Raw genomic sequence first — 13,024 nt, 5'->3', positions numbered from 1 at the left:
ATGCTGGCCGACAAGCGTATCCTTCTGATCATCGGCGGCGGTATTGCGGCCTTTAAAACGCTCGACCTGATCCGCCGTCTGCGCGAACGGGGCGCATCTGTGACCCCGGTGATGACTCGTGCGGCGGCTGAATTTGTCACGCCGCTGTCGGTCTCTGCGCTGGCGGGCGAGGTGGTGCACAGCGACCTGTTCGATCTGACAACCGAGGCCGAGATGGGCCATATTCAGCTGTCACGCAGCGCAGATCTGGTTGTGGTGGCGCCTGCGACCGCTGATTTGATGGCAAAGATGGCGCAGGGTCTGGCGAATGATTTGGCCACAACCCTGCTGTTGGCCACCGATACGCCAGTTTTGATTGCGCCAGCGATGAACGTGCGCATGTGGGATCATCCGGCGACGCAGCGAAACTTGACGCAGTTGCGCGCGGATGGGATTGCCGTCGTCGGGCCGAATGAGGGTGATATGGCCTGCGGTGAATTTGGCCCCGGTCGCATGTCGGAACCGCTTGAAATCGTTGCAGAGATCGAGGCCGCTTTTGCGGGTGGGCCTTTGTTGGGTCGGCGCATTCTTGTCACATCGGGGCCGACGCACGAACCGATTGATCCGGTCCGCTATATTGCCAACCGGTCGTCGGGCGCGCAGGGCACCGCGATTGCCGCCGCTTTGGCCGCGCTTGGGGCCGAGGTGGTTTTTGTCACCGGCCCCGCCGATGTGCCGCCGCCTTCGGGCGTACAGGTAATCAAGGTCGAAACCGCCGCTCAAATGCTTGAGGCGGTGCAGGCAGCCCTTCCGAGCGATGCGGCGGTGTTTGCCGCCGCCGTCGCGGATTGGCGTGTCGCTTCGGCCTCTGACTCCAAGATAAAAAAGAAGAACGGCGCTTTGCCGGTTCTGGAATTTGCTGAAAACCCCGACATTCTGGCGACCGTCAGCCAGATGACCGAGGGGCGCCCTGGGCTTGTTGTCGGGTTTGCCGCTGAAACCGATGACGTGATCGCCAATGCCACCGCCAAGCGCGCGCGCAAGGGGTGTGATTGGATCGTCGCCAATGATGTCAGCCCGGAAACCGGTATTATGGGGGGCACGGAAAATGCGGTTGTGCTGATCTCGGAAACCGAAGCAGAGCACTGGCCGCGCATGGGGAAACCCGAGGTTGCGCGCTTGCTGGCGCAGCGGATTGCCAAGGCGCTGGCGGGCTAGAGCGCGCGCCTTCGGCAAGAGTATTTGGGCAAGATGAAAAAGAGGCGCACGAGATGACCGAGATTGCTTTGACATGGACCGAAGAGGCGGATCGCGCGCTGCCGCTGCCTGCGTATGAAACTACGGGCGCTGCGGGTGCGGATGTGCGTGCCAATCTGCCTGCGGCGCAACGGGCCGAGGGGATCAGGCTTGCGCCGGGCGCGCGCGCGTTGGTGCCAACCGGGCTGCGGCTGGAAATTCCGCTGGGGTATGAGGTGCAGATCCGCCCGCGCTCGGGGTTGGCGCTGAAGCATGGCGTGACCCTGCCCAACAGCCCCGGCACGATCGACAGCGATTATCGCGGCCCGCTTGGGGTGATCGTGATGAACGCGGGCGAGGCACCGTTTCATATCCAGCATGGCGACCGGATTGCGCAGATGGTGGTGGCCCCGGTTGTGCAGGCGAAATTCACCCTGTCCGGCGGGCTGAGCGACACGGCGCGCGGCGATGGCGGTTTTGGCTCGACCGGGCGCGGCTGATGGGCGTGGTTCTGGGGTTTGCGCTGGTTCTGTGGGGCCTTGGGGTGGTACTGAAGGTGCCGCGACGCTTGCGGATTGGCATGATTGGCCTGCTGTGGCTGGCTGTTGTGGCGGTTCATCTGACTCTGCCCAAGGGCGCACCATTGCGTGTTGGCACCGGCGAAAGTGCGGCGCCCTGGTTGCTGTTGGGTGGGTTCGCGGCGTTGGCTTTGCTGTACCGTCAGGGGGTGCTGTGGTTGCGGCACCGCGCACAGAAGGGCAAGGGCCAGCCGGGGGCGGCGCCCGCGTTTTCCGATACCGAACTGAACCGCTATGCCCGCCACATCGTGCTACGCGAGATCGGCGGCATGGGGCAAAAAAAGTTGAAAAACGCCAGCGTTCTGGTGATCGGGGCGGGGGGCCTTGGGTCGCCCGCGCTGTTGTATCTGGCGGCGGCTGGAGTGGGCACAATCGGGGTGATTGATGACGATGAAGTGGATAATTCCAACCTTCAGCGCCAAGTGATCCACACAGACGCGGCGATCGGTACGGCCAAAGTGTTTTCCGCCAAACAGGCGATGCAGGCGCAAAACCCGTTCGTGACTGTGCGGCCATATAAACGGCGGTTGGAGGCTGATATAGCCGCTGAGCTGTTTGCAGATTATGACGTGATTCTGGACGGCACAGATAACTTCGCCACCCGGTATCTGGCCAACGCCACCGCTGTGACGCAAGGCAAGTCACTGATTTCGGGCGCTTTATCGCAATGGGAAGGCCAGATCAGTGTATTCGACCCGGCGCACGGCGCGCCATGTTATCAGTGTATCTTTCCAAAGGCCCCAGCCGACGGCCTGGCGCCGTCGTGCGCCGAGGCGGGGGTGATTGGCCCGCTGCCCGGCGTGATCGGCGCGATGATGGCGGTCGAGGCGGTCAAGCTGATCACCGGGGCGGGTGCTGCGCTGCGAGGCGAGATGCTGATCTATGACGCGCTATGGGGGGAAACCCGCAAGATCACGCTGAAAAGGCGCGCTGATTGCCCGATTTGCGGTGCGGTGGCCTGACGGCTCTGGACCTGCGGGGGCGGCGCGCCTACCTCTGTGGCAAAGGAGAACTTGCATGACCAACCCATTGCTTGCCGATTGGCAGACCCCGTTTGAACTGGCCCCGTTCGATACCATCCGGGACGAGGATTTTGAGCCCGCGTTCGAACAGGCGCTCAGCGAACACAAGGCCGAGGTCGAGGCGATTTCTGCGGCCACCGATGCCCCGACGTTTTCCAATACCATTGAGGCGATGGAGGCCGCGGGCGCTGCGCTCGATAAGGTTCTATCGGTATTTTTCACCGTCGCAGGGGCTGACAGCACGCCAGTGCGCGAAGATTTGCAACGCAGCTTTTCGCCCCGCCTTGCCGCGCATTCGGCCGAAATTACCGCGAATAAGGCGCTTTTCGCCCGGATTGCCGCCCTGTGGGATCAGCGCGATACGCTTGATCTGACGCCCGAACAGCAGCGTGTGCTGATGCTGACCCATCGGGGGTTTGTCCGCTCGGGGGCTGCGCTGACCGGGGCACAGGACGCCCGTATGGCCGAGATAAAGTCGCGGCTGGCGGTGTTGGGCACGGAGTTTACCCAGAACCTGCTGGCGGACGAGCGCGCGTGGCAAATGCCACTGTCCGAGGCCGATCTGGAGGGTCTACCGGATTTTGCGATCAAGGCCGCGCGTGCGGCGGGCGAAGAGAAGGGGGCGGAGGGGCCTGTTGTGACCCTCTCGCGGTCAATCATCACGCCGTTCTTGCAATTTTCGCCGCGTCGGGACCTGCGCGAACGTGCCTACAAGGCCTATGTCGCGCGTGGCGCCAATGGCGGGAACTCGGACAATCGCGGCATTGCAGCCGAGACGTTGGCACTGCGGCAAGAGCGGGCTCAGTTGCTGGGCTATGAAAGTTTCGCGGCCTACAAGCTGGAAACCGAAATGGCCAAGACGCCAGAGCGGGTGAGCGACCTGCTGATGGCGGTCTGGGATCCTGCCAAGTCGCGGGCCGAGGCCGATGCCAAAGTGCTGGAAACCATGCTGCACGAAGACGGGCTGAACGGTGATCTGGAGCCGTGGGATTGGCATTTTTATGCCGCGCGTCGCCGCAAGGCCGAGCATGATCTGGATGAGGCCGCGCTGAAGCCATACCTGCAACTTGATCGGATGATCGAAGCGGCATTTGCCTGTGCCAACCGGCTGTTTGGGTTGGAGTTTTCGCCTTTGAACGTGCCGCTGTACCATGCCGATTGTCGGGCATGGGACGTGACGCGAGACGGCCAACATGTGGCTGTATTCATTGGAGATTATTTCGCGCGCGGTTCCAAACGCTCGGGCGCTTGGTGCTCGGCGATGCGGTCTCAGGCTAAGTTCCCGCGCGTGCAGGCGCCTGTGGTGATCAACGTGTGCAACTTTGCCAAGGGCGACCCGGCGCTGCTGTCGTATGACGATGCGCGCACGCTGTTTCACGAGTTCGGCCACGCGCTGCACCAGATGCTATCGAACGTGACCTACGAGTCGATCTCGGGGACCTCGGTTGCGCGGGATTTTGTCGAGCTGCCCAGCCAGTTGTTCGAGCACTGGCTGGAGGTGCCGGAGGTGCTGGCGGAGTTTGCCATTCATGCCGAGACTGGCGAGGCGATGCCGCAGGAGATGCTGGACAAGGTGCTGGGGGCTGCGAACTTCGACATGGGGTTCCAGACCGTGGAATACGTCGCGTCAGCGCTGGTCGATCTGGCGTTTCATCAGGGCGCGGCACCTGCGGATCCGATGGCGCGGCAGGCAGAGGTTCTGGCCGAAATCGGCATGCCGCCACAGATCGCCATGCGCCACGCCACGCCGCAATTTGCGCATGTCTTCTCTGGTGATGGGTATAGCTCGGGGTACTATAGCTATATGTGGTCCGAGGTGATGGATGCCGACGCCTTCGCCGCGTTCGAGGAGGCAGGCAGTGCGTTCGATCCTGAGGTGGCGAAAGCGCTGGAGAAAAACATTCTGTCCACTGGTGGATCACGGGATGCCGAGGAGCTGTATATGGCGTTCCGGGGGCGTATGCCGGGAGTCGAGGCCTTGTTGAAAGGGCGCGGTTTGGCATGACTGGCGGTGGGGGAAACCCCCGCCTTGCGGCCGTATGATTTCGATGCACGCGGCATGCACACTACATGCAGATACGGACGCGTATGGTGCCTGCGGCAAATGACAAAAAAAAACGCCCCCGACCTGAGGTTGGGGGCGTTGCTGTTTGGTGTGCCGGGGGCGGCGATCAGATGGTTTGATCGTAGTCGCCGACGGCGGGTTCGGTGCGGATGACGGCATCGATGTCTGCGAAGATCGCGCGCAGCTCGGCGTCGCTGTCGCTGCTTTCGCAGACCACCACGAGGTTGGGCGTGTTGCTTGATGCGCGCACCAGACCCCAGCTGCCATTTTCCAGAATGACGCGGGCGCCGTTCACGGTCACGACGCGTTCGATCTTTTTGCCAGCCAGAGTTTCACCGGCTTCAAACTTTGCCACCAGCTTGGCCACCAGCCGATCCAGCACGTCATATTTTTCGGTGTCGGAACAATAGGGCGACATGGTCGGCGTCGAGTAGGTGACGGGCAGCGCGCGGCGCAGGTCGGACATCGACATGTCGGGGTTGCGGTCCATCAGCTTGCAGATTTCGACGGCGACGCGCATGCCGCAGTCATAGCCACGGCCAATCGGTTCGGCCAGGAAGTAGTGCCCGGATTTTTCAAACCCGGCCAGTGCGCCAAGCTCTTTGACCCGGCGTTTCATGTGGCTGTGGCCGGTTTTCCAGTAGTCAGCCTTGACGCCGTTTTTGATCAGTTCGGGATCGCTGGCAAACAGGCCGGTGGATTTCACATCGGCCACGAAGGTCGAGCCGGGATAGATTTTGGACAGGTCACGCGCCATGATGACGCCAACTTTGTCGGCAAAAATCTCTTCGCCCTCGTCATCGACCACGCCGCAGCGGTCGCCGTCGCCATCAAACCCAAGCGCGAAATCCGCGCCCGACGCTTTGACGCTGTCGGACATGTCGTGCAGCATTTCCATCGCTTCGGGATTGGGGTTGTAGTGCGGGAAGGTGTAGTCCAGCTCGTTATGCGAGGGGACGACTTCGACCCCGATACGCTCGAACAGCTCGGGGGCGAAGGCCGACGCGGTGCCGTTGCCGGTGGCGCAGACGACCTTGAGCTTGCGGGACATTTTGAAGTCGCCAACGAGATCGTCAAGGTAGGCTTCTTTCACGCCTTCGACGAATTCATAGCTGCCACCGGGGGCGGCTTCGCCGCGCCCTTCGAGCACGATGTCGCGCAGTTCGGACATCTCGTCGGGGCCGTGGGTCAGCGGGCGGTCAAAGCCCATTTTAACCCCGGTCCAGCCGTTGGGGTTGTGGCTGGCGGTGACCATGGCCACGGCGGGGACATCAAGGTGGAACTGGCTGAAATACGCCATCGGGGACACGCAGGGCCCGATATCCTTGACCTGAATACCCGCCTGCATCAGCCCCAGAATAAGAGCGTTTTTGATCGACAGCGAATAGTCGCGATAATCATTGCCAACAGCAATCACCGGCGCGATGCCGCGTTTGCGCATCTGGGTGCCAAGGCCAAGGCCTAGGGCGGTCATGCCGGGCAGGTTGATTTCTTCCGGGTATTTCCAGCGCGCATCATATTCGCGGAACCCAGTTGGCTTGATCATAGGGTTTTTCAAAAAATCCCAAGTATTGGGGGTCACTTCAAAATCGGGTTTTGTCACGGTGACGTCTTTCTTCAGAGTTGTTCAAAAAGAATTTTATACGGTTTTGTATGCCCACTGTATGGCGGGAATACAACAATGCGGTTTTCGTTTTCCATGCGGTGCTGCGGAAACCGCCCCGAATTTGTGCATCGGCGCCCCATGATCATGGGGCGCCAATGTCTTGATCAGGAAGAGACCTGTTCGCGCAGGATTGATGCTGTCAGCGAGAACATCAGATAGACGCCTGAGAGGATCAGAAACGCCAGGATCGTATTCTCGAACGCCAGCGGATAGGTCGCATCATCAGGCGCAACGGGGCGAACAGAGGTTGTCAGATACCGGACCTGGCGGTTGGCCTCTTGCGCGGTTTGTTTTTCGTTTTGCAGCGCCGATTGCAGGAACAGATCGGTAGTGGCCAGATCGGCCTGCGCCATCTGGATCTGCGCCGCCTTGGCCGCCAGCGAGGTTTCGCCGTTGGTCGCATCGTTCAGCCGCGCGCTTTGGCGCTCCAGCTCGGCGCTGAGCAGGCGAATTTCGACCTCAAGCGCATCAACGCGGGATTTGTTTGGCCGGGCGTTGTTCTGCATCGTCTGGAGTTGCAGCTCCTTGTCTTGCAGCTGCATTTCGACGTTATTCATCAGGGCGCGGATGCTGGCGATCTCGCCTTCTGGATCAAGCAGGGTGCCTTCTTGCAGGGCGACCAGCCGCATCTGCGCCTCGCGACGCTCTTTCTTGGCGGTCTCGAGCCCGACTTTGGCCTCGCGCATCTGATCCTCGCGCTTGCGGCGCGACAGGTCATCAACCCGTTGTTCGGCATAGGAAATCAGGTGTTCCGAGAAGGCCGCGCTGACCTGTGGGTCGGCGGCGATCACTTCCATACGGATCACGCCTTCGGTCGGATCATAGCCGATTTTCACGTTTTTCTTGAAGATCTTATAGGCGGCTTCATCGCTGGCGTCGGGTTCGAGCCGCTTGATTGGGTCAAGCCATTCTTGGCTGAAGTGTTCCTTGAAGCCAAGATCTTCTTCCAGCCGGTTCATCGCGTCGCGCGAGGTCAGATAGCTTTGGACCGCGATCGCATCCTGATTGGTGGCAAACTGGGTGCCGCTGAGCAGGCCGCCAAGCGCACCGCCGCCGGTGGCGTCAGCCTCGAGAATCAGGAATTCGGATTTGGTGGCGTAGAGCGGCGAGGCGATCACGAAGAAATACCACGCGACCAGAAGCGTCGGCGCGAAGACGAAAAAGCTGAGCCGGGTCATCAGAAGGATCAGCTTGCGGCGACGGCGGCGACCGATGTCGCGCTGAATCGCCATGATTTCATTGGTGCGCCGGTCCGCCGGGCTTAGCTCGGTCGAGGGCAGGTTCTTGTCGCTGCCGGGCACGGTTTGGGGCAGTTGGATCTGGCCGTGGCTGGGGGCGGCGCCGGGCGCCTGTCCCTCGTGCGGGGGGACCACAAGTTCGAGCATGGTCGAGCGTTGGAACGGGTCGATCCCCTTGGTGCGCAACAGCCGCACGGCGTCGAAATCAGAGGTCGGCGCCAGCCCGTGTTTCTGTGCCACGCGCCGGGCCATCCGTAACTGCCGACCGGTCAGCCCTTCGCGGCGGATCGCGTCAATATCCTGATCGGCATTGGTTTCGCTGGCCGAGGAGACCATGCCGCGCATTTCGAATGCGTCGGGCTGATCTTCGGGAATTGATGGCGCGGCGCGGCGGGCAGGTGCACGGTCCGCCGGTGCCGCCGCGTCGTGTTCGTCGCGGACCGAGGACAGATAGCTGCGCAGCGGCGCTACCGGCTCGGCGGGCGCTGCGGGCTGCGCGGCGGCCCCGGTGGACGGGGTGCTGCGACGGATCCGGAACTTTTTAGCCTTGGGTTTCGTAGTCATAGAGCTGTTTCGCTTCTTCCAAGGTGTCAAACATATGCAGCTTACCATTCATCAGAACGGCGGCCGAACGGGCAAACTTTTCCAACGTGCCCGCCTGATGCGAGACGATGATCACGGTCGTGGTGCGCAGGCGCTCGCGCAGGATATCGCCGGCTTTCTTGTTGAATTCCACATCGGTCGATCCGGGCATGCCTTCGTCGATCAGGTAGATGTCAAAATCAAGCGCCAGCAGCAGCGCAAAGGAAAACCGCGATTTCATCCCCGAGCTGTAGGTACCAAGTGGCTGATCGAAATATTCGCCCAGACCGCAAAGCCAACGACAGAACGCTTCGACATAGTCAGGGTCCAGCCCATAGAGCCGGGCGATATATCGGCTGTTTTCCACCGCCGAATGTTTGTTCACCACCCCGCCCATGAAGCCCAGCGGGAACGAGATGCGGCAGCCGCGACGGATCACGCCTTCGTCAGGTTTTTCCAACCCGGCCATCATGTTGATCAGCGTCGTCTTGCCGGTGCCGTTCGGTGCAAGAATGCCCATCGAGGTTCCGACCTCGACACGAAAAGACACGCGATCAAGGATCACCTTGCGCTGCTTTCCTGTCCAGAAGGACTTACTGACATTCTCAAATTCGAGCATTTTTCGCTCCGGCTCTGCTCTTGCCATCCCTCTTAGCGGGGGAACCTTAAGGCTTACTTAGCCTCGGCCAAATGGCAATATGACGGGTTACACGAAGAAATGACAGCGTTTCAGGGCAAAATTATGTCCAAGTGTTGAAAAACCGGCGCCATTACGCGCCGGTTTTGTGGAATTGTTTCCAATTCGATTAGATGGATTGTTTTTCCACCCGGCATAGTTTGCCCGCGATGATGGACACCAGTGCCGCTGCAAAGCTCAACAATGCGCCCATTTTGGCAGCATCCTGAACCGGACCCGGATCAAAGGCCACAGCGGCAATGAACAGCGAAACGGTAAAGCCGATGGCCGCGACACAGCCGATCACCACAAGGTCAATCGTGCGCATCCCTTTGGGCAGGCCAAGGCGCAGCACATGCGCGCCCAGCACACCAAAGATCAGGATGCCCACAGGCTTGCCGATCAGCAGCCCCGCCAGCACCAGCCAGGTCGGTTCGGAGATAGCCGAGAATTCGACCCCGGCATTCATCAACCCGAAGAAGAACAGCACGATTTCAACCGGATGTTTCAGCAGGTGCTCGATGTGGTTCAAAAGGTCGGTCAGGTATTGCTCGGCCTCGCTGAACAGGCCAAAGGCGCGGTCGGCGTGCGGAATTGTCGGCACGATCGGCAGCAGGCCAAGCGCGGGGTGAATACCGGCCTGTTGAAAGCCGTACCAGCTGGCGCAGGAGGCAAGCAGGTATGGCCAGAACGACAGTTTATCGCGCATCCAGGTCGAGTTGGGGCGCGCCTGATTGCCGCGATCCAGATAGCGCGGCAGCCAGTTGGCCAGCACGAACACCGCGATTGCGGCCCCCAGCGACAGCAGCAGCCACTGCGGCGCGAGTTCGCCCGAGGGGTAGAAGATGGCCAGAATGATCAAGCCCGCCGCATCGTCGGCGATGGCCAGCAGCAGCAGGAAGCGCACAGCAGGGTGGCCCGCGCCGAACACCATCCGCCCGACCAGATAGGAAAACGCGATGTCGGTGGCGGTGGGCACGGCCCATCCGTTCTTGACCGCATCGAAGGTCTCGGAGCCGAACAGAAGGGCCAGGCCCAGATAGACAGCAATCGGTCCGACCATCCCACCTGCGGTGGCGATAAGGGGCGTGGCGGCTTTTTTGCCGCGCAGGCTGCCCTCTTTCAGGATCACGGCTTCCCAGACTTCTTTCGCGGCGATGGCGAAGAAGAAGGCCATCAGCACGTCGTTGATCAGGAAGTGCAGGGTCAAGGTGCGGTGGCCATCGTGCAGCGCGCCGATGGGGGCGTCTTGCCAAAGCTCAAGGTGCACGAAATGATGATAGCTGTCGGGATTTATATTCGCCCAGACCAAAGCGATCAGTGCCCCGATGATCAGCAACAACGAGTAGTTGGTGACGAAATTCCAGACGCGATACATGTGTTACCTCACCCTGCGGTTTTATTTGAGCAGAGACCTAGGGCATTTGTCCCGGCTGGGCAACCGCCCGGACATGAAAACAGAGGCTTGGCAGGCGGTCTTCGGCTATTTCTCGGGCTGTTTTTGTCGGCGCATTATCCGTCGTGGGCTTCAGGCCATCACGGCGGCCACGGCGGCGCGCAATTCCGGGATCAGTTCTGCCTCGAACCAGGGGTTGCGGCGCAGCCAGCCGCTGTTGCGCCACGAGGGGTGCGGCAGCACGAAGGTGCCGGGGGCGTGGGCGCGCCAATTGCGCACGGTTTCGGTTAGGGGCGCACGAAGGCCGAGGTGATTGCGCAGGGCATAGGCGCCGATCAGCACTTTCAGCCGCAGATTGGGCAGGCTGTCGAGAACCCGAGTGTGCCAGGTTTGGGCGCAGATGGGGGGCGGTGGCAGGTCGGCCTTTTTGGCATTGTATCCCGGAAAACAGAACGCGGCGGGCACGATGGCGACGCGGTTCAGGTCATAGAACGCATCCGCGTTCAGCCCCAGCCAGTCGCGCAGCCGGTCGCCGGAGCGGTCGAAAAACGGCCGACCGGCCTCGTGCACCCGCAGCCCCGGTGCTTGGCCCGCAATCAGCAGGCGGGCGCCGGGGTGAAACCACGGCACCGGGCGCGGGCTGTGGCGGGTTGCGGTCGCGGCGAAGCGGTCGGCACACAGGCGGCAGGCGCTGATCTGGTCGGGCAGGGGCGGTATCATCCCGTCAATCTGGGGCGCGGCCCCGGCCCTGACAAGGGCGCGGTGCGGTTTGCGCTTGCCTTGCCAGGGCGGGGGGACTACCGCTTTTGGCCGATCCACATGCCTGGCAGGCCCGCCTGCCGCCGTTGAAAGGACACGCCATGACCGACCTGACCGCTTTGGACACCGCCCATGCCGCCATGGCCGCGAATGACCGCGACGAGGCCGCGCGGTTGCGGTTCTACGAGCGCTTGGCCGACAGCGAGCTGTTCTTGCTGCTGAGCGAGGAGGCGGTGGACGAAAGTGTCTCGCCCGAGTTGTTCGAGCTGTCGGATCATTCCTTTGTACTGGTGTTTGACCGCGAAGAGCGGCTGGCGCAGTTTGTCGGCCAACCGGCGCCCTATGCGGCATTGTCGGGGCGGGTGATTGCCGGGCTGTTGGCGGATCAAGGCATCGGGCTGGGGGTCAATCTGGAGGTTGCGCCGTCGTCGATCCTGATCCCGCCCGAGGCGGTGGAATGGCTGGCGCAGACCTTGGGCCATGGCCCGGACGAGGCCGAGGCGCGGATCGAAGAGGTCGGGCGGCCACAGGGATTGCCCGAAGCGCTGCTGACGGCGCTGGATGCCAAGTTGGCGACGGCGGGCGGGTTGGCGCATGCGGCCTATCTGGTGGCGGCGCGCTATGACGGCGGCGGGAACAACCATCTGCTGGCGTTTGTGGACGCGGTGCCGGGGGCCGAAGGCGCGCTGGCCAAGGCCGTGGCCGAGGCGCTGACCTTTTCGGGAATCGAAGCCGGGGCGCTGGACGTCAGCTTTGTGCGGGCAAGCGAGCCGTTGGCGGCGAAGCTGGCGCAATGGGGGCTGCGGTTTGATCTGCCGCATCCGCAGGCGGTTGCCGAGGTGCAGCGGGCCGCGCCCGGATCGGACCCGGCCAAGCCGCCGATCCTGCGCTGATCAATACCCCAGTTTGCGGTCCACGACGTGGACGAAAGGCAGGCCCGCTTCGCCGCGGCGGACATTCTCGGCCACGACTTCGGCGGCGGTGTCGGGGCGGGTTTCTGATGCGATATGCGGCGTGACCGTTACATGCGGATGCGCCCAATAGGGGTGATCGGCCGGCAGGGGCTCAACGCGGAACACATCCAGTGTGGCATGGCCGATCTGGCCGCTATCCAACGCCGCCAGAAGCGCCGCATCGTCAATCAGCGGTCCGCGACCGGGGTTGATGATCACCGCCCCCTTGGGCATCAGCGCAAGGGTTTCAGCGTTCAGCACGTTTTCGGTTTCGGGCGTTTGCGGTAGCAACAGCACGGCGATGTCGGCGCGCGCCAGCGCCTGTTTCAGCCCTGCATCGCCTGACAGGCAGGTCATGCCGGGCACGTCTTTCTGGCTGCGGCTCCAGCCGGTGACGGGAAAACCAAGGCCCGCAAGCGCCTGCCCGCAGGCGCGGCCCAGCTCGCCCAGCCCCAGAATCGTCACCCGGCGGTCGCGTGCCAGTGGCGGCACGTGGCGGGTCCATGTGCCATCCTGACGGTTCAATGCGAAATCGATGTTCAGATGGTGGCGCAGCACATGACCCGCGACCCATTCCACCATGCCCCGCGTCAGCCCGTCGTCAACCATCCGCGCCAGCGGGATTTTCAGCGTCTCATTGCCAACCACATTTTCCACCCCTGCCCAGAGGTTCAGCACCGCCTTGGCGCGGGTATAGGGGGTGAAATCCTGCAATGGGCTTGAGGGGGCGTAGACGATGTAATCAACGTCCTCGGGGGCGAAATCCGTGCGCAGATCCGCTTCGATTCCGGCTTTGGTCAGCGCCCGGCGCAAGGGCATTTCATAGGTGGCCCAGCGTTCGGGGCTGTCGGAAAACAGGATGTTTACGGTCATG

Annotated in this window: 11 protein-coding genes; 5 read left to right on the top strand and 6 right to left on the bottom strand. The window is 62.1% G+C overall.

Going from position 1 to position 13,024, the window contains the following annotated elements:
- The 4 genes from coaBC to BSF79_RS07255 are packed head-to-tail and all read left to right on the top strand — an operon-like array spanning position 1 to position 4,820.
- Positions 1 to 1,197 (top strand): bifunctional phosphopantothenoylcysteine decarboxylase/phosphopantothenate--cysteine ligase CoaBC, encoded by a 1,197-nt coding sequence (coaBC, locus tag BSF79_RS07270; RefSeq protein WP_090269205.1) that lies wholly within the window; start codon positions 1 to 3, stop codon positions 1,195 to 1,197.
- Positions 1,198 to 1,250: 53 nt separating this feature from the next.
- Positions 1,251 to 1,715, top strand: a complete 465-nt coding sequence (gene dut, locus BSF79_RS07265; RefSeq protein WP_090269204.1) for a dUTP diphosphatase — start codon at positions 1,251 to 1,253, stop codon at positions 1,713 to 1,715.
- Positions 1,715 to 2,755, top strand: coding sequence for a HesA/MoeB/ThiF family protein (locus BSF79_RS07260; protein ID WP_090269203.1), 1,041 nt, complete (start codon positions 1,715 to 1,717; stop codon positions 2,753 to 2,755). The genes dut and BSF79_RS07260 overlap by 1 nt, the downstream gene beginning before the upstream one ends.
- A gap of 55 nt (positions 2,756 to 2,810) precedes the next feature.
- Positions 2,811 to 4,820, top strand: coding sequence for a M3 family metallopeptidase (locus tag BSF79_RS07255; RefSeq protein WP_090269202.1), 2,010 nt, complete (start codon positions 2,811 to 2,813; stop codon positions 4,818 to 4,820).
- Positions 4,821 to 4,986: 166 nt separating this feature from the next.
- On the opposite strand, the gene BSF79_RS07250 is transcribed toward BSF79_RS07255, so the two are convergent.
- The 5 genes from BSF79_RS07250 to BSF79_RS07230 form a co-directional block, all read right to left on the bottom strand.
- Positions 4,987 to 6,483: a phosphomannomutase/phosphoglucomutase gene (locus BSF79_RS07250; protein WP_090269201.1), complete on the bottom strand. Its 1,497-nt coding sequence runs from the start codon at positions 6,481 to 6,483 to the stop codon at positions 4,987 to 4,989.
- A gap of 167 nt (positions 6,484 to 6,650) precedes the next feature.
- Positions 6,651 to 8,348, bottom strand: coding sequence for a KpsE/RkpR family capsule polysaccharide export protein (locus BSF79_RS07245; protein ID WP_090269200.1), 1,698 nt, complete (start codon positions 8,346 to 8,348; stop codon positions 6,651 to 6,653).
- Positions 8,326 to 8,985, bottom strand: a complete 660-nt coding sequence (locus BSF79_RS07240; protein ID WP_090269199.1) for an ABC transporter ATP-binding protein — start codon at positions 8,983 to 8,985, stop codon at positions 8,326 to 8,328. The genes BSF79_RS07245 and BSF79_RS07240 overlap by 23 nt, the downstream gene beginning before the upstream one ends.
- Positions 8,986 to 9,172: 187 nt before the next feature.
- Positions 9,173 to 10,420, bottom strand: coding sequence for a Na+/H+ antiporter NhaA (locus BSF79_RS07235; RefSeq protein ID WP_090269198.1), 1,248 nt, complete (start codon positions 10,418 to 10,420; stop codon positions 9,173 to 9,175).
- 150 nt (positions 10,421 to 10,570) lie between these two features.
- Positions 10,571 to 11,158, bottom strand: a complete 588-nt coding sequence (locus BSF79_RS07230; protein WP_090269197.1) for a uracil-DNA glycosylase family protein — start codon at positions 11,156 to 11,158, stop codon at positions 10,571 to 10,573.
- Positions 11,159 to 11,298: 140 nt separating this feature from the next.
- On the opposite strand from BSF79_RS07230, the gene BSF79_RS07225 reads away from it, so the two are divergent.
- Positions 11,299 to 12,090, top strand: a complete 792-nt coding sequence (locus BSF79_RS07225) for an SseB family protein (protein WP_090269456.1) — start codon at positions 11,299 to 11,301, stop codon at positions 12,088 to 12,090.
- Here the strand turns inward: BSF79_RS07225 and BSF79_RS07220 are convergent, their stop codons facing one another.
- Complete coding sequence (locus tag BSF79_RS07220; RefSeq protein WP_090269196.1) at positions 12,091 to 13,023, bottom strand: 2-hydroxyacid dehydrogenase; 933 nt, start codon at positions 13,021 to 13,023, stop codon at positions 12,091 to 12,093.
- Position 13,024 lies beyond the last annotated feature (1 nt).

This window comes from Thalassovita taeanensis (assembly GCF_900110775.1).
Taxonomy (GTDB): domain Bacteria; phylum Pseudomonadota; class Alphaproteobacteria; order Rhodobacterales; family Rhodobacteraceae; genus Litorimicrobium; species Litorimicrobium taeanense.
The sequence above is the reverse complement of the archived record's forward strand: the minus strand, read 5'-3'. Positions and strand labels throughout refer to the sequence as shown.

Excerpts from the sequence above, each read along its gene's own strand:
- BSF79_RS07235 (WP_090269198.1), bottom strand. The coding sequence starts at position 10,420 with ATGTATCGCGTCTGGAATTTCGTCACCAACTACTCGTTGTTGCTGATC.
- BSF79_RS07245 (WP_090269200.1), bottom strand. The coding sequence starts at position 8,348 with ATGACTACGAAACCCAAGGCTAAAAAGTTCCGGATCCGTCGCAGCACC.
- BSF79_RS07225 (WP_090269456.1), top strand. The coding sequence starts at position 11,299 with ATGACCGACCTGACCGCTTTGGACACCGCCCATGCCGCCATGGCCGCG.
- BSF79_RS07240 (WP_090269199.1), bottom strand. The coding sequence starts at position 8,985 with ATGCTCGAATTTGAGAATGTCAGTAAGTCCTTCTGGACAGGAAAGCAG.
- BSF79_RS07260 (WP_090269203.1), top strand. The coding sequence starts at position 1,715 with ATGGGCGTGGTTCTGGGGTTTGCGCTGGTTCTGTGGGGCCTTGGGGTG.
- coaBC (WP_090269205.1), top strand. The coding sequence starts at position 1 with ATGCTGGCCGACAAGCGTATCCTTCTGATCATCGGCGGCGGTATTGCG.
- BSF79_RS07255 (WP_090269202.1), top strand. The coding sequence starts at position 2,811 with ATGACCAACCCATTGCTTGCCGATTGGCAGACCCCGTTTGAACTGGCC.
- BSF79_RS07220 (WP_090269196.1), bottom strand. The coding sequence starts at position 13,023 with ATGACCGTAAACATCCTGTTTTCCGACAGCCCCGAACGCTGGGCCACC.
- BSF79_RS07230 (WP_090269197.1), bottom strand. The coding sequence starts at position 11,158 with ATGATACCGCCCCTGCCCGACCAGATCAGCGCCTGCCGCCTGTGTGCC.
- dut (WP_090269204.1), top strand. The coding sequence starts at position 1,251 with ATGACCGAGATTGCTTTGACATGGACCGAAGAGGCGGATCGCGCGCTG.